26 protein-coding genes are annotated in these 22148 nt (G+C 32.9%); 24 read left to right on the plus strand and 2 right to left on the minus strand.

The window, feature by feature from the left end:
- Positions 1 to 175 precede the first annotated feature (175 nt).
- The 14 genes from D1816_RS03730 to D1816_RS03795 all read left to right on the plus strand — a co-directional run bounded on the left by D1816_RS03730 (position 176) and on the right by D1816_RS03795 (position 11700).
- On the plus strand, positions 176 to 997 hold the full coding sequence (locus tag D1816_RS03730; protein WP_198403798.1) for a M48 family metallopeptidase: 822 nt from the start codon (positions 176 to 178) through the stop codon (positions 995 to 997).
- Between the two features lie 137 nt (positions 998 to 1134).
- Positions 1135 to 2457 carry an MFS transporter gene (locus D1816_RS03735; RefSeq protein ID WP_066310353.1) on the plus strand — a complete coding sequence of 441 codons (1323 nt, stop codon included), beginning with the start codon at positions 1135 to 1137 and terminating at the stop codon, positions 2455 to 2457.
- Between the two features lie 214 nt (positions 2458 to 2671).
- Complete coding sequence (locus D1816_RS03740) at positions 2672 to 3160, plus strand: lipocalin family protein (protein ID WP_066310350.1); 489 nt, start codon at positions 2672 to 2674, stop codon at positions 3158 to 3160.
- A gap of 19 nt (positions 3161 to 3179) precedes the next feature.
- A complete protein-coding gene (locus D1816_RS03745; RefSeq protein ID WP_118501227.1) occupies positions 3180 to 3872 on the plus strand; it encodes an OmpA family protein in 693 nt (230 codons plus the stop codon).
- An 82-nt stretch (positions 3873 to 3954) separates the two neighbouring features.
- The gene (locus D1816_RS03750) at positions 3955 to 5088 is read left to right on the plus strand and encodes an NAD(P)/FAD-dependent oxidoreductase (RefSeq protein WP_118501228.1); all 1134 of its coding nucleotides are present in this window, start codon (positions 3955 to 3957) and stop codon (positions 5086 to 5088) included.
- Positions 5082 to 5804 (plus strand): methyltransferase domain-containing protein, encoded by a 723-nt coding sequence (locus D1816_RS03755; protein ID WP_118501229.1) that lies wholly within the window; start codon positions 5082 to 5084, stop codon positions 5802 to 5804. Before D1816_RS03750 ends, D1816_RS03755 begins: the two co-directional genes overlap by 7 nt.
- 12 nt (positions 5805 to 5816) lie before the next feature.
- Positions 5817 to 6869: a type III polyketide synthase gene (locus D1816_RS03760; RefSeq protein WP_066310338.1), complete on the plus strand. Its 1053-nt coding sequence runs from the start codon at positions 5817 to 5819 to the stop codon at positions 6867 to 6869.
- A gap of 40 nt (positions 6870 to 6909) precedes the next feature.
- Positions 6910 to 7701, plus strand: a complete 792-nt coding sequence (locus D1816_RS03765; protein WP_066310336.1) for an SDR family oxidoreductase — start codon at positions 6910 to 6912, stop codon at positions 7699 to 7701.
- A 51-nt stretch (positions 7702 to 7752) separates the two neighbouring features.
- Positions 7753 to 8244 carry a hypothetical protein gene (locus D1816_RS03770; protein ID WP_233565247.1) on the plus strand — a complete coding sequence of 164 codons (492 nt, stop codon included), beginning with the start codon at positions 7753 to 7755 and terminating at the stop codon, positions 8242 to 8244.
- Between the two features lie 10 nt (positions 8245 to 8254).
- On the plus strand, positions 8255 to 8692 hold the full coding sequence (locus tag D1816_RS03775) for a 3-hydroxyacyl-ACP dehydratase FabZ family protein (protein WP_118506204.1): 438 nt from the start codon (positions 8255 to 8257) through the stop codon (positions 8690 to 8692).
- 5 nt (positions 8693 to 8697) lie between these two features.
- Positions 8698 to 9597 (plus strand): alpha/beta hydrolase, encoded by a 900-nt coding sequence (locus D1816_RS03780; RefSeq protein ID WP_118501231.1) that lies wholly within the window; start codon positions 8698 to 8700, stop codon positions 9595 to 9597.
- Positions 9590 to 10864: a beta-ketoacyl synthase gene (locus tag D1816_RS03785; RefSeq protein WP_118501232.1), complete on the plus strand. Its 1275-nt coding sequence runs from the start codon at positions 9590 to 9592 to the stop codon at positions 10862 to 10864. Before D1816_RS03780 ends, D1816_RS03785 begins: the two co-directional genes overlap by 8 nt.
- Before the next feature lie 45 nt (positions 10865 to 10909).
- Positions 10910 to 11164: an acyl carrier protein gene (locus D1816_RS03790; RefSeq protein ID WP_066310328.1), complete on the plus strand. Its 255-nt coding sequence runs from the start codon at positions 10910 to 10912 to the stop codon at positions 11162 to 11164.
- Positions 11161 to 11700 (plus strand): 4'-phosphopantetheinyl transferase superfamily protein, encoded by a 540-nt coding sequence (locus tag D1816_RS03795; RefSeq protein ID WP_118501233.1) that lies wholly within the window; start codon positions 11161 to 11163, stop codon positions 11698 to 11700. The genes D1816_RS03790 and D1816_RS03795 overlap by 4 nt, the downstream gene beginning before the upstream one ends.
- Positions 11701 to 11719: 19 nt before the next feature.
- Here D1816_RS03795 and D1816_RS03800 read toward each other — a convergent pair whose 3' ends face one another.
- Positions 11720 to 12319 carry a YceI family protein gene (locus D1816_RS03800; protein ID WP_066310320.1) on the minus strand — a complete coding sequence of 200 codons (600 nt, stop codon included), beginning with the start codon at positions 12317 to 12319 and terminating at the stop codon, positions 11720 to 11722.
- Between the two features lie 318 nt (positions 12320 to 12637).
- Here D1816_RS03800 and D1816_RS25565 point away from each other — a divergent pair, with 318 nt between their 5' ends.
- The 8 genes from D1816_RS25565 to D1816_RS03835 all read left to right on the plus strand — a co-directional run bounded on the left by D1816_RS25565 (position 12638) and on the right by D1816_RS03835 (position 19343).
- Positions 12638 to 12808: a hypothetical protein gene (locus tag D1816_RS25565; RefSeq protein WP_158597732.1), complete on the plus strand. Its 171-nt coding sequence runs from the start codon at positions 12638 to 12640 to the stop codon at positions 12806 to 12808.
- Between the two features lie 196 nt (positions 12809 to 13004).
- Positions 13005 to 13412: a DUF983 domain-containing protein gene (locus D1816_RS03805; RefSeq protein WP_066310318.1), complete on the plus strand. Its 408-nt coding sequence runs from the start codon at positions 13005 to 13007 to the stop codon at positions 13410 to 13412.
- A complete protein-coding gene (locus D1816_RS03810; RefSeq protein ID WP_066310316.1) occupies positions 13405 to 14037 on the plus strand; it encodes a Crp/Fnr family transcriptional regulator in 633 nt (210 codons plus the stop codon). Before D1816_RS03805 ends, D1816_RS03810 begins: the two co-directional genes overlap by 8 nt.
- A gap of 73 nt (positions 14038 to 14110) precedes the next feature.
- The gene (locus D1816_RS03815) at positions 14111 to 15841 is read left to right on the plus strand and encodes a SulP family inorganic anion transporter (RefSeq protein ID WP_118501234.1); all 1731 of its coding nucleotides are present in this window, start codon (positions 14111 to 14113) and stop codon (positions 15839 to 15841) included.
- A 72-nt stretch (positions 15842 to 15913) separates the two neighbouring features.
- The gene (locus D1816_RS03820) at positions 15914 to 17326 is read left to right on the plus strand and encodes a rhodanese-like domain-containing protein (RefSeq protein ID WP_118501235.1); all 1413 of its coding nucleotides are present in this window, start codon (positions 15914 to 15916) and stop codon (positions 17324 to 17326) included.
- Between the two features lie 104 nt (positions 17327 to 17430).
- Positions 17431 to 17820: a rhodanese-like domain-containing protein gene (locus D1816_RS03825; protein ID WP_118501236.1), complete on the plus strand. Its 390-nt coding sequence runs from the start codon at positions 17431 to 17433 to the stop codon at positions 17818 to 17820.
- Between the two features lie 88 nt (positions 17821 to 17908).
- Complete coding sequence (locus tag D1816_RS03830; RefSeq protein ID WP_066310999.1) at positions 17909 to 18508, plus strand: Crp/Fnr family transcriptional regulator; 600 nt, start codon at positions 17909 to 17911, stop codon at positions 18506 to 18508.
- Positions 18509 to 18680: 172 nt separating this feature from the next.
- The gene (locus D1816_RS03835) at positions 18681 to 19343 is read left to right on the plus strand and encodes a peroxiredoxin (protein WP_066310302.1); all 663 of its coding nucleotides are present in this window, start codon (positions 18681 to 18683) and stop codon (positions 19341 to 19343) included.
- A gap of 54 nt (positions 19344 to 19397) precedes the next feature.
- Here the strand turns inward: D1816_RS03835 and D1816_RS03840 are convergent, their stop codons facing one another.
- Positions 19398 to 20273, minus strand: coding sequence for a sterol desaturase family protein (locus D1816_RS03840; RefSeq protein WP_066310299.1), 876 nt, complete (start codon positions 20271 to 20273; stop codon positions 19398 to 19400).
- Between the two features lie 332 nt (positions 20274 to 20605).
- Here D1816_RS03840 and D1816_RS03845 point away from each other — a divergent pair, with 332 nt between their 5' ends.
- A complete protein-coding gene (locus D1816_RS03845; protein WP_066310297.1) occupies positions 20606 to 20812 on the plus strand; it encodes a DUF2892 domain-containing protein in 207 nt (68 codons plus the stop codon).
- Positions 20813 to 21030: 218 nt separating this feature from the next.
- Entirely contained in the window at positions 21031 to 22092 is a 1062-nt protein-coding gene (locus D1816_RS03850) for a YncE family protein (RefSeq protein WP_118501237.1), read from the plus strand.
- Positions 22093 to 22148 lie beyond the last annotated feature (56 nt).

The raw sequence follows: 22148 nt of genomic DNA on the forward strand, positions 1-22148 counted from the left end.
ATAAATGAAAAATTATACCTATAATTAATTAGAATTAAGGGCTTATATGTGTAGAATAACGATCAAAACGTGATTTCATCGAAAAAAAAGGGATACAAAAAGTGTCAATGGATTATAAGTAACAAGATTTTTGATTATTTTTAACAATCATTATAAAAAATCCTTAACTACGATTATGAATATCAAAAAATCTATTGTGAGCATATGTGTTGCATTACTGTTTATATCATGTGCAACAAACCCTTTTACAGGTAAATCTACGTTGGCTTTAGTTCCAAATTCTCAGATATTACCAATGGCTTTCCAACAGTACAATCAGTTTTTGGGAGAGAATAAAGTGGTAAAAGGTACTTCAGACGCAGAAATGATAACTAGAGTTGGACAAAGAATTTCTAAAGCATCAGAAAGATGGTTAAATGCAAATGGTTATCAGGGGTATCTCAAAGATTATAAATGGGAATACAACTTGGTTGATGATAAAACGGTAAATGCATGGTGTATGCCTGGTGGTAAGATTGTTTTCTATACGGGAATTTTGCCAATTGCAAAGGATGAAACAGGAATTGCTGCCGTTATGGGACACGAAGTTGCTCATGCACTTGCAAATCATGGTCAACAAAGAATGAGTGCTGCTCAAATACAGCAAGTTGCTGGCGTAGCTACGGCGGTCGCGGTAAGTGGAAAAGATGATAAAACACAGCAAATAGTAGGAACAGCTTTTGGATTGGGAAGTCAATTTGGAGTTATGTTACCTTTTAGCAGAAGTCATGAAACTGAAGCCGATCGTATCGGTTTACAACTTATGGCAATAGCAGGTTATAACCCTGATGAAGCTGCTAACCTTTGGAGGCGTATGAAAGCAAATAGTGGTGGGCAAGCTCCACCAGAGTTTATGAGTACACACCCTTCTAGTGATACCCGAATAAATAACCTTACCGCTTGGGCTCCCGCAGCTAGGGCAGAAGCAAAGAAATTTGGCGTAACCACTTTTAAATAATTGTAAAGTTTACGTTCTTAAAAAGATTATACTTATTTTAGAAGCTGTTCTGATTAACATTTCAGGGCAGCTTTTTTATTGAAAAGTAATATGCTTTAAAATCACAATTTATTTTATATAATTTTCACACATACTAAATGAGTAAAATATTACCTAAAGGACATAAGAAGCTATTAAACGCTTGGGCATTTTATGATTGGGCAAATTCAGTTTATAACCTTACGATATCTTCGGCCGTTTTTCCAATTTTCTGGGGAGCTTTGACTATAGTAAGAAATAATGATGGCGATATCATCAATGATACAGTACGCTTTCTAGGGTATGATTTCAATAATGATTCTTTAATAAGCTATGTTACTGCTTTAGCTTTTTTAACGGTATCATTAATAAGTCCATTATTATCGGGTATTGCTGATTATGTTGGAAATAAGAAAAATTTCTTAAAATTCTTTTGTTACTTAGGAGCCCTTTCTTGTATTGGATTGTATTGGTTTAGTTTAGATTTTCTCTGGTTTGGACTACTATGCTACTTTTTGGCTTTAATCGGGTTTTGGGCAAGTTTGGTTTTTTATAATTCTTATTTACCAGATATAGCATTTCCAGAACAACAAGATGCGATAAGTGCCAAAGGATATTCATTAGGATATATAGGAAGTGTTATCTTATTAATTGTAAATTTAATAATGATCCTGAAATTTGATTGGTTTGGTTTTGAAGATGAAGGAGTTCCTACACGATTATCGTTTGTTATGGTCGGGATATGGTGGATAGGATTTAGTCAATATACGTATTACTATCTCCCAAAAGGAAATAAGAAAGATGTGTTAACCAAGGCTGTTGTGTTTAATGGGTTTAAAGAGCTTAAAATGATATGGCACGCCTTAAAGAGTAATATCCGTTTACGAAGATATCTTAGTGCATTTTTTGTGTATAGCATGGCAGTGCAAACGATTATGCTAATAGCTACATATTTTGGGATAGAAGAACTGGACTGGGGAGATCAAAACCCTACAACAGGTCTTATTATTAGTATATTGCTAATACAGTTAGTTGCAGTTTTAGGTGCATATTTAACTTCAAAAGCTTCTGCAAAATTCGGAAACATACAAACACTAATCACTATTAATTTTATTTGGGTTGCTATATGTATTTATGCATATAGTATTAGTACTCCAAATGAGTTTTATATAACAGCCGCAATTGTAGGTTTAGTAATGGGGGGTATTCAAGCTTTGTCAAGGTCTACCTATTCTAAGTTTTTACCTAAGGATGCAAAAGATACAGCATCTTATTTTAGTTTTTATGATGTTTCAGAAAAAATAGGGATAGTAATTGGTATGTTTTCATATGGAATTATAGCTCAACTTACTGGTAGTGTACGTAATTCAATACTTTTTCTTATTTTATTTTTTGTAGTTGGGCTACTATTACTATTTAGAGTGCCTAGAAGTAATCCTTAAAATAATACTAAATAAATTATATAAATGTAATTACAGTATACATTCATCGTTATTCTATGTATAAAGGTATTGATTAACACTTTATCTTATTTTTCTACCCTTGATCTAATTTTATAAATGTATTTTTTGCAGTTTTTATACAATCATTTTGAAATATAATACTATTGGATACGTTAACGAGATTAGCTATTTTTATAATATAAAACCAACAACAATGAAAAAACTTATGGCAGTGCTGATAGTTGTACTATTAGCTTCGTGTAATGCAACTCAGCAAGCACACAACAAGACAGTAATTTCAGCTAAAAAGACTTTAAAAGGAGAATGGTCATTAGATAAAATCACATACGACCGTTCTGGTATATTTGATGTAAATCTTTATGGTGATGCTTCTGCAGAGTGTTTTACAGGAAGTACTTGGAAATTTATTCCAAATAATAATACAGGTACATACGCGGTAAATCAAAGTAGTTGTACATCTACGGGTGCAAGAAATTTTAGATTTACTATTCCTAAACCTGAAGCGAATGGCGAATATAGTTTTATGTTTAAGCCTATTAATGCAAAAAAGAAAAGTACAAATAATAATGCAGGATATAGAATGGCACTACAACATCTTGATGATGCAACTATGACTTGGGCCATGACAGTGAGCCTAGAAGGGAAGCCTTTTGTAATTACAATGAACTTTAATAAACTATAATAACTCAAATCCATAAATGATGAATACAAATCTTAAAAAAATAACAGTGGCTTTAATGGCAGTTACCCTTTTAACAGGTTGTGATGCTGTTCAAAATGCAAATAATACTCAAAAAGGTGCTGTAATAGGTACAGCTGCTGGAGCAGTATTAGGTGGTATTATAGGTAATAATGTAGGAAAAAGAAACTCTGCGCTAGGTGCCGTATTAGGTGGTGTAGTAGGTGGTGTTGCTGGTGGTGTGATCGGTAAAAAAATGGATAAGCAAGCTCAAAAAATCGAATCAGAGATTCCAGGAGCAGAAGTAACCAGAGTAGGTGAGGGTATCGACGTTGTATTTGATGAAAATAGTGGTGTCTTTTTTGATACTAATAAGTCTAATATCAATGCTAAATCAAAAGCAAATCTAAATAAATTAGCAGGTATATTTAAAGAATACCCAGATACTAATATTATTGTCGAAGGCCATACAGATAGTTCTGGAGATGATGCATATAACATGACATTATCTCAAAAAAGAGCAAATGCAGTATCTGATTATTTGGTTTCTCAAGGTATTAGCAAAAGTAGATTGACAATTTATGCCCACGGAGAAACACTTCCTAAATACGATAATGGTACTGCAGAAGGAAGAGCAAAAAATAGAAGAGTAGAATTAGGTATCGTAGCAAACGAGAAAATGAAGAGAGATGCCCAAAACGAAGTTAAACAATAGTTATCTTTGTAATGATTTATTAAAAATCCCGACTGTTCTAGTCGGGATTTTTTTATGCCCAAAATTTATGTATCTTCATTAAATGACTACAGAATCATACGTACTAATTATTGGTGGGGGATTAGCCGGTTTAACCAGTGCTATTCATTTAGCTAAAGAAGGTGTTTCGGTCATTTTAATCGAAAAAGATAGCTACCCCAAACATAAAGTGTGCGGGGAGTATATTTCTAACGAAGTATTACCATATTTTAACTACCTCGATATAAACCCTGAAAAGATTGGAGCTGTAGCTATTTCAAAGTTTGTCATTACAACACAATCTGGTAATACAATTAAAAGTAAATTACCATTAGGTGGATTTGGTATTAGTCGATATAGTCTTGACCACTTTTTATGGCAAAAAGCTGCTGCACTAGGAGTAGTATTGATCAATGATCAAGTACTAGATGTGCAATATAAAAATGATCTTTTTCAGGTATCTACACAAAATAAAGGACAGTTTACAACTAAATACGTTATTGGGGCGTATGGCAAACGTTCTATTCTGGATAAAACATTAAATAGAGGTTTTAGTACCAAAAAATCACCATGGTTAGCGGTAAAGGGGCATTACAATGCCGATTTTGATGTGGATACCGTTGCTTTGCATAATTTTGAAGGAGGGTATTGTGGTTTGTCAAAAGTCGAAAACAATCGAGTGAATGCCTGTTATTTAGTTAATTATGAGAGTTTTCAGCGTTATAAAGATATTCAGGTTTTTCAAGACGCAGTAATGAAAAAAAATAAACATTTAAATACCTTTTTTAATGAAGCGCAACCCATATTTGATAAACCTATTACCATAAGTCAAATCAATTTTGATAAAAAGAAACCGGTAGAAAATCATGTGTTTATGACAGGTGATGCTGCAGGGCTAATACATCCACTTTGTGGAAACGGTATGGCGATGGCAATTCAAGGCGGACAAATAATATCAAAATTATTAATCGATACATATACAAATAAGCTGCGGGTGCCAAGAACGACCATAGAAGAGATGTATCTAAAAGAGTGGAATACAGCTTTTTCAAAACGATTGTATGCGGGTAGAGTGCTGCAGAAGGTACTACTAAATTCAAGCTTGCAAAAAATGTCATATACTATAGCCAATATGGTTCCAGGCATTGTTCCAAAAATTATTAAACAAACCCACGGAGAACCATTAGTCGTATGTTAACTAGCTTAAAATATAGAAGTAACGAAGAAGAACTTATGGATGATCCTGAGATTGATGACATAGCACTAAACACCGCCTTATCAGATATCTCTAGAGTGAATAAAATGCTGGGAGGGAATGCGATTACAATAAAGGCAGTTCATAAATTACTACATGATCAGAATCAGGAAAGAGAGTTTACTATATTGGATTTAGGATGTGGAGATGGAGAAATGCTAAGGGCGATTTCAGATTCATTTAAAACTAAAAAGAAAAGGATACGATTGATAGGGGTAGATTTGAACGAGAAAAGCATATCTTATGCTAGAAAAAAAAGTGCATCATATCCTGAAATTGAATTTTCAACATTAGATCTTCTCGAGATTGATGCTTCAAAGCTTTCATGCGATATCATTATTTGTACATTAACATTACATCATCTAAAGTGTGAAGAGATTAAAAAAGTAATGAAAAAGTCTGTAGAACTTGCTAAAATAGGAATAGTGATCAATGACTTGCAAAGAAGCCCAATAGCGTATTATCTTTTTAAACTCTTTAGTTTCTTTTTTATTAAAGGATATATAGCAAAAAATGACGGTTTAGTCTCTATAAAAAGAGGTTTTAGAAAAAAAGAATTAGTAAACTATGCCAAGGCACTAAGACTAAAACATTATAGAATAGATTGGAAATGGGCTTTTAGGTACAGATGGATCGTAGAAACAGGTCATACAAATTAAAAAGAAAAAATATTGGATGTAAAAATTGCTACGGTAGCTAAACAGTTACCAAAATATGTAAGGGAAACTAAAGAAATATTACCTTTCGTTTCGCAGTGGTTAGATGGTCAAGAAGAACGATTTAAGCGTAAAGTGCTTAAAATTTTTGAAAATGCTGCAGTAGACAAGAGATACGGCATAATGAGTATTGAAGAAGTGTTTAGTGCAACATCTTTTGAACAAAAAAATGATATTTACATTCGAGAGGTTAAAAAACTAGGAACTTCAGTATTAGAAAAAGCCCTTAATAAAGTAAATTGGGACCCAAAATCTCTAGATTATATTATTACGGTAAGTTGTACAGGTATTATGATACCTTCATTAGATGCTTTTATTATTAATGATCTTAATTTAAGACAAGATATTGTAAGACTACCTGTTACCGAGATGGGGTGTGCAGCTGGAGTGTCTGGTATTATTTATGCTAAGAATTTTTTGCAAGCCAATCCAGGAAAAAGAGCAGCCGTGATCGCTGTAGAATCGCCTACAGCAACGTTTCAGTTAGACGATTTTAGTATGACTAATATGGTGAGTGCGGCAATCTTTGGCGATGGTGCAGCGTGCACATTATTATCTTCTGAAGAGGATATCGAAGGACCTAAAATAGTAGGGGATGAGATGTATCATTTTTATGAAGCTACGACAATGATGGGTTTTAAATTGACAAATGGCGGATTACAAATGGTGTTAGATCCAGAAGTACCAGGTAAAATTGCCAATCATTTTCCTAATGTTATTCACCCATTCTTAAAAAAATACAACAGAAGTATTGATGATATTGATCATCTCGTTTTTCATCCAGGAGGAAAAAAAATTGTACAAACTGTTGAAGAATTATTCGGGCATTTGGGTAAAAATATAGACGACACTAAAGCGGTATTAATGGAGTACGGTAATATGAGTAGTGCAACTGTCCTATACGTTCTTGAACGATTTATGGATCGTAAGCCTTCAAAAGGAGAAACCGGATTAATGCTAAGTTTTGGACCTGGATTTTCTGCACAACGGATTTTGTTAGAATGGTAGATAAATAGTAATTTCATTTTAGAATATATAAACCTAAATTATGTACAAAGACTTTGCTGATAAAAATGAATGGGCTCTTATACTTGGTGGAAGCAGTGGTTTAGGTCTTGCGACAGGAAAAAAACTGGCAAAACATGGTATGCATATTATCATTGTTCATAGAAATCGAAAAAGTGAAATAAATACCATAAAAAGCGATTTTAAAGAAATTCTTGATCACGGAGTACAATTATTAACATATAATACCGATTTATTAAAACCCGAAAAACAGGCAGAAGTTATAGTCGATATAAAAGAAAAAATAAAAGACGGAAAAATAAAAACTCTGATACATAGCATTGCCAAAGGTAATTTAAAACCTATGGTGAATTCAAAGCACATCTTAAAAAATCATGATTTTCATTTAACAATTGATGCTATGGCTATTAGTCTTTATGATTGGGTAAAATTAGTTTTTGATAAAGACTTATTTGCTAAAGATACTAGGGTTATTTCTTTTACTAGTGAAGGAAATACAAAAGCTTGGGAAAATTATGCAGCTGTTTCTGCTGCCAAAGTAGCTTTAGAAGCGATTACTAGAAGTATAGCCTTAGAGTTTGCTCCATATGGTATTAAAGCCAATTGCTTACAACCTGGTGCAGTAGATACACAATCGTTGCGTATGATTCCTGGTTATGAACAAATTGTAGCACATAGCATTGATCGCAATCCTTTTAATCGTATTACTACAGCTATAGATGTGGCTAATACAGTATATTTATTCTGTAAAGATGAAGCAGCATGGATTAATGGATGTGTAATTCCAGTAAATGGAGGTGAACATTTGAACTAACGATAGTCTAAGTCTAGTAATGATAGTTTTAGAGAATAAAAAATGAAAAAAATGAAAAGTATACTCATCTTACTCTTACCAATACTATTTTATATAGTATCATGTAAAGAGGATAATACCATGGATATAGCAGACAATAACCCGCCAATAACTAATGATAATACTGCAGCAGCTGTAGTTAGTGTTTCTGTGAGTGGAAATGAAAATTCGTACTCTTTCAGTGTTGGGATTAAAAGCCCTGATACAGGATGTAATCAGTATGCTGATTGGTGGGAAGTAATTACAGAGAATGAAACATTGCTATACAGAAGAATTTTGGCGCATAGTCATGTAAATGAACAGCCTTTTGTAAGATCCGGAGGTCCCGTTTCAATAACTAAAGATCAAGTGGTGATTATACGAGCGCATATGAATACTAGCGGATATGGAGATAAAGTATTTAAAGGAAGTGTATCTACAGGATTTAAAGAGGAAGATTTAGAAAAAACCTTTGCTAATGCTCTAGAAACAGTTGCACCATTGCCTAGTGGGTGTGCTTTTTAATTTTGGACTTATGACTAAAAAAAAAATTGTATCTAAACTACCGTATACGAAACCTTTCTTGTTTGTTGATGAAATTATTGATATTGATGAAGAACACATTAAAGCACATTATACGTTTTTAGAAGATGAGTTTTTCTATAAAGGTCATTTTAAAGATAATCCAGTTACTCCAGGAGTTATCTTGACAGAATGTATGGCGCAAATTGGTATGGCCTGTCTTGGGATTTATTTGTTAAAAGATTCTTGGGATGATGAAAATTGGCAGGTGGCAATGACCAATAGCCAAGTAGATTTTTATAAACCCGTTTTTCCTGGAGAAAAAGTAATAGTAACTGCTAATAAAATATATTTTAGATTTAATAAACTAAAATGTGATGTAGTGATGCATAATGCAAATGATACTATTGTAGCAAAAGGAACAGTAGCCGGAATGGCATTTAAAAAATAAAACAAATGAGTTTAGGGTATTCACTAGTAAAACTATTTCTAAAGTTAAAAGGAGAGAAGAAATCATGGTCAGAAGACCCTATAAACTATGTAAAAAAAAGGAAACAAGATGTATATAAACCAAGTAGTTTTCTATTATCTGGTTGTAGTTTTAAAACTAAAAAAATAGCCGATAGTTCAGTAACATTTCTTGAGCCTAAACAACTAAAAAGTGATTTTTTATTAATCTATTGTCATGGTGGAGCATTTGTCTATGGACCAACAAGAGAGAATTGGGTGGCACTTGCCAAAATAGCTAATCAATCTAAAATTTGTGCTTGGATGGTAGACTATCCTAAGGCACCAGAAAATAAGATAGAACATATTACAGATAGTGTGTTCAAAGTATATACAGAAGCTACAAAATCATATGATCCCTCAAAAATAATAGTAATGGGTGATTCTGCTGGTGGAAGTCTTATACTTACACTCGCTCAGCGTCTTGTTAGTGAGGGTAGCACGTTACCAAATAGACTTATCGCAATCACGCCTGTTGTGGATGCTAGCGTCTCTAATGTAGATATTCCTAAAGTTGATCTTATTGATCCTATACTTAGTTTAAAAGGTGTTCGATCTGCAAATCTTATGTGTGTAGGTGAATTACCGTTAAAAACGCCATTAATATCGCCACTTTACGGTGAGTTTAAGGGGCTGCCTAGTATTCATTTGTTTATGGCTACAAATGATATTCTTACTCCTGATCAGGAATTGTTCGTCGAGAAAATACGAAATAGTAATGGAGAGATAGAAGTGATTAGAGGAGAAGGAATGCCTCATGTATGGCCAATTTTACCTTTTATGCCAGAAGCAAAAACAGGATTAAAAAAGATAATATCAATTATAAATTCTGCTTTAGATAATGAATAAAAGGAGAGTTGTAATTACAGGTTTAGGAGTTGTTTCTCCAAATGGAATGACCGTTTCAGAATTTAAAGATGCGATGTATAATGGTGTAAGTGGTATTCGATTTATTGAACAGTTAAAAGAGTTAAAGTTTTCATGTCAAATTGCTGGTTTACCGAATTATAATAAAGATTATTTAAATAATTACTTTACGTCTATTCAACAACGTGGTTTGAATGCTTCTGGTATGGAGTACGGAGTAATTGCTGGTCTAGATGCTTGGAAAGATGCTGGCCTATCTACTAATGATTCGGAAATACCTTTATGGGATGTTGGAGTAATATTTGGTACAGGGATTTTAGGAGTAGATAAGTTTCGAGATGCCATTTATAAAGTAGATGATGGTAACGTTCGGCGTTTAGGAAGTACAACAGTAATACAAACAATGGCTAGCGGAATTAGTGCCTTTTTAGGAGGTATGTTAGGTTGTGGAAATGTGGTAACCACAAATTCCTCAGCTTGTAGTACAGGAACAGAAGCTATTTTAATGGCATATGATAGAATTGCTAGTGGTAATGCCGAAATTATTCTTGCCGGTAGTACCAGCGATAGTGGTCCGTATGTTTGGGGTGGATTTGATGCTATGCGTATTTTACCATATAAATATAATGACAATCCTACAGAAGCTTCTAGACCCATGAGTGCAACTGCTAGCGGTTTTGTTCCCGGTAGTGGAGCAGGGGCATTAGTGGTAGAAAGTCTCGAAAGTGCGCAAAAAAGGGGAGCAAAAATCTATGCAGAAATTTTAGGTGGCCATGTAAATAGTGGTGGACAACGAAATGGAGGTAGTATGACTGCTCCTAATAGTGAGGCGGTGCAATACTGTATTAAAAAAGCTGTACAGAATTCGAATATTGAAGCAAAAGATATAGATCTCATTAATGGCCATCTAACGGCTACTACAAAAGATAGTTCCGAAATCTTGAATTGGTGTGAGGCTTTAGGAGTTAGTACAATAGATTTTCCGTATATAAATTCATTAAAAAGTATGATAGGTCACTGTTTAGCTGCATCTGGTAGCATAGAAAGTGTGGCTACTGTTTTACAACTAAAAGAAGGATTTGTTTTTGGAAATATTAATTGCGAAGACCTTCATCCTGATATAAAACCATTGATTGATAGAGATAAAGTACCTACTCAAACTATTGATTTTAATGTAAAAATAGCGGCAAAAGCAAGTTTTGGCTTTGGAGATGTTAATGCGTGCATTATTTTTAAAGAATATAGCTAATTTGCGTCGTCTTATTTTATGAATAAAAAATAGAATATTAATACTATGAATAAAGAAGAATTACTTTCAAAATTAAAAACAATTATAACTCCTTATGTTCAGAATCAAGAAGGGCTCGAAAACCTTACAGAGGATACTGATTTTATACAGGATTTAGAAATCAATTCAGCAAATTTAGTTGATGTGATTCTCGATGTAGAAGATGAGTTTGATATTGAAATTGATAATGAGGCAATGGAAAAAATGTTAACAGTTAAAGCTTCTTTGGTAATTATAGAAGAAAAATTAAATGAAAAATGATTGGTAATGATATTGTAGATCTAGAGTTAGCCAAGAAACAGAGTAATTGGCAACGAAAAGGATGGTTACAAAAAATCTTTACCGAAACTGAACAGCAGCTTATTTTAGATTCATGTAAACCCGAGTTACAAGTTTGGAAATTCTGGAGTATGAAAGAAGCCTGTTATAAAGCACATCAAAGGTGTTTGGCACATTCACCAAGGTATAATCCATTAAGTTTTGAGTGCGCATTAAATGGTCTGATTAGCATTCAAGGAGAACAATATCAGTCAATTGTAGAGTCAACAGGGCAGTACGTGTATAGTGTTGCAAAAAAAATGCCGCTGCCATATACCTCTAAAATATTTGACACAAAAGTAGACTTGAAAGTTAAGTTGTCAGAATTTGTAACTATGAGTTCAAATAATATTTCTTCTGTACATATTACAAAAGATCAAAATAATATACCCCAATTACTAGTGAACGCTAAAACTGTGAAATATACTTTTTCATTTACCAATCATGGTAAATATGCTGCATTTGCGATTACAATTTAAGAATGATTAAACGGCATTGCTATTTAAGAAAAGGGAAGTGAAATTGTATCTCTAGCTTATTTTTCTCACGCTCATCATGAATGTTAACACCAAAATCACTAGTGTGAATGATCGTATTGCCTAGTAATTTATTATCTCCAAGAGAGAATGTAATGATTACCTCTTTTGATGTTCCCTTAATAGTTAAGGTACCTATAACCTTAAAAGTATTTTCATTAAAAGCTACTACTTGCTTGCTTTGAAAATCGATTTTAGGATACTTTTTTTTATGAAAGAATTTCTGCCACATTAAATGACCATCTCGTAAAAAGTTATCAGTATCAATCGTTTCAACCAATGCTGTCCCCTTAAAAAAGGCATTATCTACATCATTAGGGTTAAAATCAATTCTGAAATCTAATCCGCTGATTGTACCAGACGTATCTTCTTCTGTAAAGACGAATGATATTTTCGCATTTTTTTCATCAAAATCTAATCCTTTAAAATCGTTGATTAAGGTATAATCGGTGTCAGAATAATTAATCTCAATTTGTTGTGCTGTAATTTCAGGATTCAATTGCTGACCAAATCCTAATGTCAAACTACATAAGCAAAATAAAAAACTAAAAGAAAACTTCATAAAAGGGGATATGTTTAAGTGACAATATAAAAATAATCAATAATCATTCCAAAGGATTAGGATATTTTACCCCTTTTAATACGGGTTAATTAACGCTAATTAACTTTGTTTTAATCTTATGTATTTGATCTGCAACACTTTTAAGGTAATATGTATATGGTTTGTGCAGATTGTTTTAGACTTTGTAGGATTTAGGATTACATAGATCATAAAATAAATATAAAGTCATATCAACAGATAGTCTAAAATTAAAAAAAGTAATAAATTTAGAATAGGGAAGATTGATAGTCAAGACCAATTAATCTAAAATGTTGAGTTATGAGTAAAGAAAAACCCACCAAAAAAAGAATTTTTGCAGATTTTCAAAATAAGTATAGAAGATCATCAAACTTTGGATATGGATCCAAAAGAGATCGGTTTGCTATAGCCGGTAACGGAGAGTTACTGCCATCAGAAGAAGATGAAAATTCAGAAAATCAAAATCACTAAGTATTGTATAAAGTTACTTTGTTGTAAATAAATAGCTTTTTTAGTATTGTTTTGGATACTTCAAAACAAATCTCTTATGTGCTTTTTTTAAGTTAAAATCTCTAAGTATGTAACTTTTGTTACTGTACAAGGAGAGTTTCAAGTATACCTTTACATATCTAATTTCAAGCAAAAGTTTTGCTATAACATAATAGATATGATCGGTAAAGGAACTAAACTATATAGTATTTTAAGAATGAAATGTCCCAGATGCCATGAAGGCGATTTTTTTGAAGGACATCCTTATAACTTGTCAACAATGGGTAAGGTTAAAAGTCATTGCCCAAAATGTGATGTAAAGTATTCTATCGAACCTAGTTTTTATCAAGGGTCTTATTATGTTGTCTACAGTTTAGGAGTTGCTTTGTTTATTGGTATTTGGGTATTAAAAGCTATTTTATTTCCCGAAGCCGGTCCAGGGATATTATTGTTATCTATTTTTGGTTCTTTGGTGTTATTATCTCCACTGTTATATGCGTTATCAAAAATTATTTGGGCAAACCTTTTCTTTACATATGAAAAAGAAATCACTAACAAAAAGATTGTAAATTCACAAAATGATTAAAGAACTTAAGGATAGCTATGGGCACCTTTTTGAAGATGCCTTACTTGATGAAATCAGTCGTGTTGGAACGTTTAAAGAGGTTCCAGAAGGGTTTAAACTTATGGAGATTGGCCAATATATTAAAGTAATGCCATTGCTGATTAGTGGTGCGATTAAGATACTTAGAAATGATAATGACGGAGATGAATTGTTGTTATACTTTTTAGAACGTGGTGATACTTGTGCTGTAACCCTTAGTTGTTGTCTTGGCGAAACTAAAAGTCAGATACGAGCCATTGCAGAAATGGACACTAAATTGATTATGATTCCGATAGGAAAAATGGAAGAATGGGCTGCTAAGTATAAAAGTTGGAGACGTTTTGTGTTTCAAAGCTATCATGAGCGCTTACTAGAGATGTTGTCAACCATAGATAGTATTGCTTTTTTAAAAATGGATGAGCGTCTCTTAAAGTACTTAAGGGATAAGGTTAATGTAAATAAAAACAATGTTATTCATAATACCCATCAAGAGATAGCATATGAGTTGCATACTTCTCGCGTTGTGATATCAAGATTATTAAAAAACTTAGAAAATCAAGATAAAATTAAATTACACAGAAACAATATAGAGGTGATTTCAATTTAGTGTCGAGTTTTTGTAACAAATGTTACTGTTGATGCCCTTTGATCGAATTACTTTTGAGAAAGAATAATACACTATGTTGAAACGATTTTTCCCCATTTTTGATTGGCTTTCTACCTATAAAAAAGAATATTTACCTGGTGATCTTTTTGCTGGACTTACGGTTGGGATTATGCTAATTCCTCAAGGTATGGCCTATGCGATGATTGCAGGTTTACCGCCTATTTTTGGATTGTATGCATCATTGATTCCTCAAGTTATATATGCTATAATGGGGACTTCAAGACAACTTGCTGTTGGTCCTGTTGCTATGGATTCGTTACTTGTAGCTTCGGGTTTAGGGGCATTATCTTTATCTGGTATTGATGAGTATGTTTCAATGGCAATATTTTTAGCTCTTTTTATGGGAGCAATTCAGTTGTTTCTTGGTGTATTACGAATGGGGTTTCTTGTAAATTTCCTATCAAAACCTGTCATTAGTGGGTTTACATCGGCAGCGGCTATTATTATTGCGTTAAGTCAGTTAAAACATATTTTGGGAATTGATATAGCTGGGGGTAACCGAATTCAGATTGTTTTCAAAAATACTTTCGATAATATATCCGATATCAATTGGTACACTCTATGTATTGGATTGGTAGCAATAGTATTGATCAAAGGCATAAAAAAAGTGAAGAAGACTTTTCCTGCGGCTTTGGTTGTCGTGGTCTTAGGGATTGTGTTAATGTATTTTAGTGGTTGGAGTACTATAGGAGTTAAAATAATGGGTGAAATTCCGCAAGGATTACCCAAATTTCAGGTTCCTAATATAGAATTTTCAAGAATTTCAGAACTACTACCTATTGCAATGACTCTAGCACTCATTGCATTTATGGAAGCAATTTCTGTAGCAAAAGCCGTTGCCGAAAAGCATACCGATTATGAATTGGATTCGAATCAAGAATTAATAGCACTAGGCGCTTCTAATATTATAGGTTCCTTATTTCAGTCTTATCCAACCACAGGTGGTTTTTCAAGAACAGCAGTTAATGAGCAAGCTGGAGCTAAAACAGGTATAGCTCCAATAATAAGCGCAATAATTGTTGGCTTAACATTACTGTTTCTTACACCTCTCTTTTATTATTTACCTAATGCTGTTTTGGCAGCAATTATTATGGTAGCAGTATTTGGATTAATAGATGTTAAGTATCCTATGCAACTTTTAAAATCAAGAAAAGATGAGTTTGCATTATTGCTAATTACCTTTTTAATAACACTAACAGTGGGAATTAAAGAAGGAATAATTCTAGGGGTATTAATTTCTTTAATAGTTGTTATATATAGAACATCTAAACCTCATATGGCTGTATTGGGTAGAATTGAAGGAACAAATTACTTTAAAAATATAAATCGGTTTAATACAAATGACAAGGAGCGAGAAGATGTTCTTATTGTAAGATTTGATGCGCAGTTATTCTTTGGTAACAAAGATTATTTTAAAAAACGACTTCAGAAGCATATATTGCGCAAAGGATTATCGCTAAGAACTATTATTCTTAATGCCGAAGCAATTAATTATATTGATAGTAGTGCCACTCATATGTTAATGCAATTAATAGATGAATTAAAAGCTAAAAAAATAAGACTTATTATTGCAGGAGCAATCGGACCTACAAGAGATATTATATTTAGTAGTGGTATGATTGATAAAATTGGTTTAAACAACCTTTTTGTTAGAACCTACGAAGCAATGGATGAATTAGACGGGAAAGAAGAGAAAACAAAAATTCAAGAAAAAATCAGCCAACAAACAAAAAGTGCTGTGTAACAATTGTTACTGCACTTCTTTTTAATATAAAATACATTTGTAACTATAATTTAAGTAGTAAAAGAAAACGATATGCAAATAGAACAAATATATACAGGATGTTTAGCACAAGGAGCTTATTATATAGAAAGTCAAGGTGAAGTTGCTATTATAGATCCATTAAGAGAAATTACTCCTTATGTAAATCGTGCAAAACTTGATAATGCCAAAATCAAGTATATTTTTGAGACTCATTTTCATGCTGATTTTGTAAGCGGACATGTTACTTTATCTAAAGAAACTGGTGCTCCCATAATTTATGGACCTAATGCTGAGCCTTCTTTTGATGCTATTATTGCTACAGACGATCAAGAATTTACAGTTGGAGAGCTTACAATTAAAGTATTACACACTCCAGGGCATACAATGGAAAGTACGTCGTATTTATTAAGAGACCATAATGGGAAAGATCATGCTGTTTTTAGCGGTGACACCTTGTTTTTAGGAGATGTTGGCCGTCCTGATCTAGCACAAAAAGCAGCAGATATGACCCAAGAACAATTGGCCGAAACACTATATGATAGTTTAAGAACCAAAATAATGCCTCTTGGAGATGATGTTATTGTATACCCAGCTCACGGTGCGGGTTCTGCATGCGGAAAAAACCTGAGTAAAGAAACAGTAGGAACTATTGGTGGTCAAAAGGAAACAAATTATGCGCTAAGGGCTAATATGACTAAGCAAGAGTTTGTAAAAGAGGTAACAGATGGGTTATTGCCTCCACCACAATATTTTCCGCTAAATGTAAAAATGAACAAAGAAGGGTATGAAGATATTGATGCAGTAATTAAAAGAGGAACTAGAGCTCTTACTCCCGAAGCTTTTGAGGTAGCTGCAAATGAAACCGATGCGTTAATACTGGATGTGCGTAGTCAAGAAGAATTTGCTGATGGCCATATACCAAGATCAATTTTTATAGGAATCGATGGTGGTTTTGCCCCTTGGGTCGGTGCATTGATAGGAGATGTGCAACAACCCATATTATTGGTAACCCCAGAAGGAAGACAAGAAGAAACAATAACCCGTTTGTCACGAGTAGGTTTTGATAATACAATAGGATATCTTGAAGGTGGTTTTATGGCTTGGAAAAAAGCGGCAAAAGAGTATGATAGTGTATCGTCTATTCCCGCAGCCCGTTTTAAAGAAATTATCGAAAAAGAAGAAACTCCTATTTTTGATGTTCGTAAAAATGGTGAGTTTACATCAGAACATATAGATAAAGCTCATAATACGCCATTAGATTTTATAAATGACCATTTACCAGAGTTTCCATCAGATAAAACCTTTTATGTGCATTGCGCTGGGGGCTACCGAAGTATGATCGCCGCTTCTATTCTAAAAAGCAGAGGAATCCATAACTTAATTGATGTGGCTGGTGGATTTAAGTCTATTAAAGAAGCGGGTATTCCTGTAACAAATTATGTTTGTCCGTCAACATTAAAATAGAATGATTATACAATAAAAGTGTACAGTTTAGTACCTATATAATTTCTATAACACTATAAAAAGGAAGTGCTTTTAAAAGCACTTCCTTTTACAATTTTTAAAAAATGATAAAAAGATATTTACCATTCTTCATTTTACTTGTATTTATATGTGCAATTGATGCTCAAGAAGCTCCTAAGGTTTCAATTATTGATATTACAGTTTTTAAGGAAGCTGTTATTGGAAAAGATGTTCAATTAATAGATATTAGAACTTCAAAAGAGTATAGTGCAGGCTATATTGATGATGCCAGAAATATTAGTATTGCTGATATAGATAACTTTAATGCCCAATTTAGTAAACTAAACAAAGAAAAACCGGTGTATTTATACTGTTATTCTGGTGTTAGAAGCAATCGTGCTAGTAAAAAGTTGTTAGCTATGGGATTTAAGTATGTTTATGATTTTAAGGGAGGATACAAAGCCTGGAGTAATCAAGTCATTATAGATAAATAAGTATGTTAAACTATTTATTAAATTAGTAAGCTAAAACTATATTTTGATCTCAGAAGCCTTAAATACTTATTTTCCTAAATTGGCAAAAATGCCAAAATTAAAAGAAGAGCTTATAGCCATTAGTAGCATTCATAAATTTGATGCGGGTACTGTAATTCTTAAACAAGGTTCGTATATAAAGGTAATTCCGTTAGTAGTTTCAGGATTAGCAAAAGTGTTTAAAGAAGAACCTGTTAACGGAAACGAGGTATTACTGTATTATATAAAACCAGGAGAAAGTTGTGTAATGTCTGTAACAACCTTAGTAAGAAATGAAACGAGTAGGGTTAAAGCAGTTATAGAAGAAGATTCTGAAGTAGTCATTATACCTGCTGATAAGGCATTAGAAATTGCTAAAAAGTATCCTAAATGGAATGAGTTTATTTATGATTTGTTCAATTTTAAGTTTGAAGAGTTAATTAATGTTATTGAGATACTAACATTCTCAAATAAAGATAAACGACTTCTAGAATACCTTAAGAAAGAAGCTCGTTTAAAAGGAAGTTTTATGTTGCACACTACGCATCAGCATATAGCCTATGATCTTGGTTCGTCAAGAGAGGTCATCTCAAGATTACTAAAAAAACTAGAACAAGACGGTTTAATTACACTTAGACAAGGTGTAATTGAGCTTCTACATACTACCTAAATTGTGATACAGATTGTACTGTTAAACTTTCATTAATAGTATTAGATGAAATTTATTAATCATTTGATTATCAAATGATTGAATGTTTTTGTTTGAAGTGATTTTGTTGTGTAACTTAAGTTGCTGATACTATTGATTAGGGAGCTTATCTTAGTTACAAAATCATATAATTATGGAAGTTACCGAACAAAAAATTACCACGATTCCTAGAATAGGAGATATGGCTCCTGATTTTGAAGCCATGACTACAAAAGGCAAAATTAAATTCTCTGAATTTGCAAAAGATAAATGGATTGTCATGTTTTCTCATCCAGCAGATTTCACTCCTGTATGTACTACAGAAATGAGCGGTTTTGCAATTAGAAAAAATGAATTTGATGAGCTAAGTACAGAACTAGTTGGTTTGAGTATTGATAGTATTCATTCACATTTAGGGTGGGTGAACAATGTAAGAGAACATACAGGAGTATATTTTGATTTTCCGATTATTGCGGATATTGATATGAAAGTTTCAAAATTATACGGCATGCTACAGCCAAATGAAAGTGAAACAGCTGCTGTTAGAGCCGTATTCTTTATCGATCCAAAAAAGAAAATTAGGCTTATTATGTATTATCCGCTTAATATCGGTAGAAACATGGATGAAATACTACGCTCTTTAGAAGCTTTACAAATTTCTGATAAGCATAAAGTAGCGATGCCATTAGATTGGAAAAAAGGAGATAAAGTAATCATTCCTCCTCCAAAAACATTAGCAGAGATGGATGCACGAATAAACGATGATACTTGTGAAAAAGTAGATTTTTATTTAGCCAAAAAAGAGTTGTCAAATTAATGGTTTCACAAAGATATGATGGTAGCAGTGCTGCCATCATATTTTTTATATGACTTACTTTTTATCTTTCTTAAAACCGTAGGTCATTTGCCCAATGAAATCTTTAGGAAACTTGTCATCGCCTTCAAACCCTAGATCAATAGTGCCGCTATCTTCGGGTATATAGTGTGTTTTAAAAATGTAATCCCATAAACTTAAACTTATTCCGAAATTTACACCGTACTTACCTTCAGGCAGTGTATAAGCGTGATGATATAAGTGCATTACTGGATTGTTAAGTATATATTTTAATGGACCCCAGGTAATTTTAATGTTAGAATGATTAAAATGGCCGATAGTAATGGCTAAAAAATGTACAATATAAGCTTGTTCTGGTTCAAAACCACCAAGTATCATCACCGCAAAAGTCTTAAGAGGTTTGTATAATAGGTTTTCCATCCAATGATACCTCAAATGTGCCGCAAACCCCATTTCTTTAACACTATGATGCACTTGATGATAACGCCATAATATTGGAAACTTATGCAGTAAAATATGTGTAAACCACTGTACGAAGTCTAAAATTATAAAGAAAACAAGTAGTTGAGACCACATAGGCCAATTAGCAATATGGAGTAGGGATAAACTTTTGGTTGTAATCCCAATATCTAAAAAGAAAACGCTAAGTAATTTATAGATTCCGCTAATAGCGATAGAAAATATAAAGAAGTTAAAGAACATATAGAATCCGTCCATCCAAAAATCCTGTCTAAACATAGATTGACGTTTTCGCCATGGGAAAGCCATTTCTAATAACCATACAAACAAAGAAATAATAGTAAGTCCCCAAAAATAATTTTCATAATAGGGTACTTCAAATAGTATAGATTTTAAAGTCCAATCTAAAGTTCCTTGAAAGGCATTAACAAACGCATCTACATACTTTTCCATATAAAACAAAAATACATTTATTCTATTTTGCAACCTGTAACAAAAGTCACAAAACTACAAACAGGTTTAAATACATACATAGTCGACAATAGAATCATACTATTACACGTTGATATAAAGTATCCTTCAATCACTATACAGAATAGATAGTTGTAACATGTGTCACATGATTTGTATAGCTATCATTATATTTTTGTTTAAATAATCGATTAATAATACCGAAATGAAAATCCATAAAGGATTTAAATTACTGATTGTATGCGCTCTTTGTGCTAGCCTAGTCGTCATAGCAATCATAATTATAGATTTTTTTAAACATTAAAAATAAAATTATGAAAAAGAATATGGGCGGCTTAGACCGTATTATTCGGCTGTTTGTTGCTGCTATTGTAGGTGTTCTATATTATACAGGTGTTATTCAAGGTACTTTAGCATATGTACTTTTAGGACTTTCTACAATTTTTGTACTTACCAGCTTTATCAGTTTTTGTCCGCTATATGCATTAGTGGGTCTTAATACTTGTAAGGTTAAGGCTTAATACCAAATTTGGGAAGCTGCCTTAAAAGCAAAACTTCGATATATCTTACTGTATTTAAGTTGGATATAATCGTCAAAATGTGATATATAAACTCAATAGTTAAAGGGTCTAATATGCACAATGAAGTGAACTTTCTAGGCAGCTTTTAAATCTTTGACCTTTTAGGGTCGAAGCCAAAGCAGATTAACTCATGAATTCCAACTTAAATACACACACAAATGAAAAAAATACTCATATTATTAGGAATCACGGCTATAGCATTCACATCTTGTGAAACGGATATAGTGAACTCAGAAAATGAAATACAAAATACAGAAGACGCTTCTTTAAAATTTGGATACTATACAGGCAATGAATATTTTATGGTAGCCAACAGAGGGGCTTCTACAGTTTCTGTTTTTAATGCCAGAACCACTGATTTTGTACAAGATATTGCCTTGCCAGACGAAGGTGCTCAACCTACATATCTTGCTCACAGTCGCATTAACAATAATGTATATGTTGGGGATTTTGCGAATAAAAAAGTGGTATACTATGATGGAGCCTCTTTTGAACAAAAAGGAGAAATTGAAATAGAAGAAGGGGCCTTTCATATGTGGATCAATGATTTTGCAGGACAATTATGGATAAATAATATAGTATCTAAAACTACCTCTGTTATTGATTTAAGATCAAATACGGTAATTAAAAATATTCCTTTACCTACACCAGAACAAATCCCAGGCTTAACAGAAAATGCCGTCCAACACGATGTTACACTTTCACCAAGTGGTTATGCTGCTTATGTAACAGTGTTAGATGGTCCAGATACTAGTTACGTGGTTATGTATAATACACGAACTCTAGAGTATATTAAGCATGAAACAGTAGGGGGTGATGCACATTTACTTCCTGTTGGGACAAAATTATATGTTCCTTCTCAAAATAGTAGTTTACTTACTGTATTTAGCAGATTTAATTTAAATAAACTAGGCGAAATTCCTTTTGAATCTACTCATGGTGTAGCAAATAGCCGTCGTTTTGTATTTACTACGGGCATTGCAGATAATAAAATAGGTGTTATAGATCGTTTTAGAAATAAGGTAGTGTCTGAAATTGATACTGATTTTAATACTCCACATAATCTTGCTGTAAATAGACGGGGTACTATTTTATTCTTAGCACATTCTGGAGGTACTGCAACAAAAGTTGTATTTTATAAGGTAAAGCGCAATGGTAAACTTGAAAAAATATCTGATTTTGATTCAGGATTAAACCCTTTTGGAGTGCTTAGGTATTAAACACCCGCATTAATATACAAAACCCATTTGCCATGGTAAATGGGTTTTACGTACTC

It is taken from the genome of Aquimarina sp. AD10, from assembly GCF_003443715.1.
Lineage (GTDB): Bacteria > Bacteroidota > Bacteroidia > Flavobacteriales > Flavobacteriaceae > Aquimarina > Aquimarina aggregata.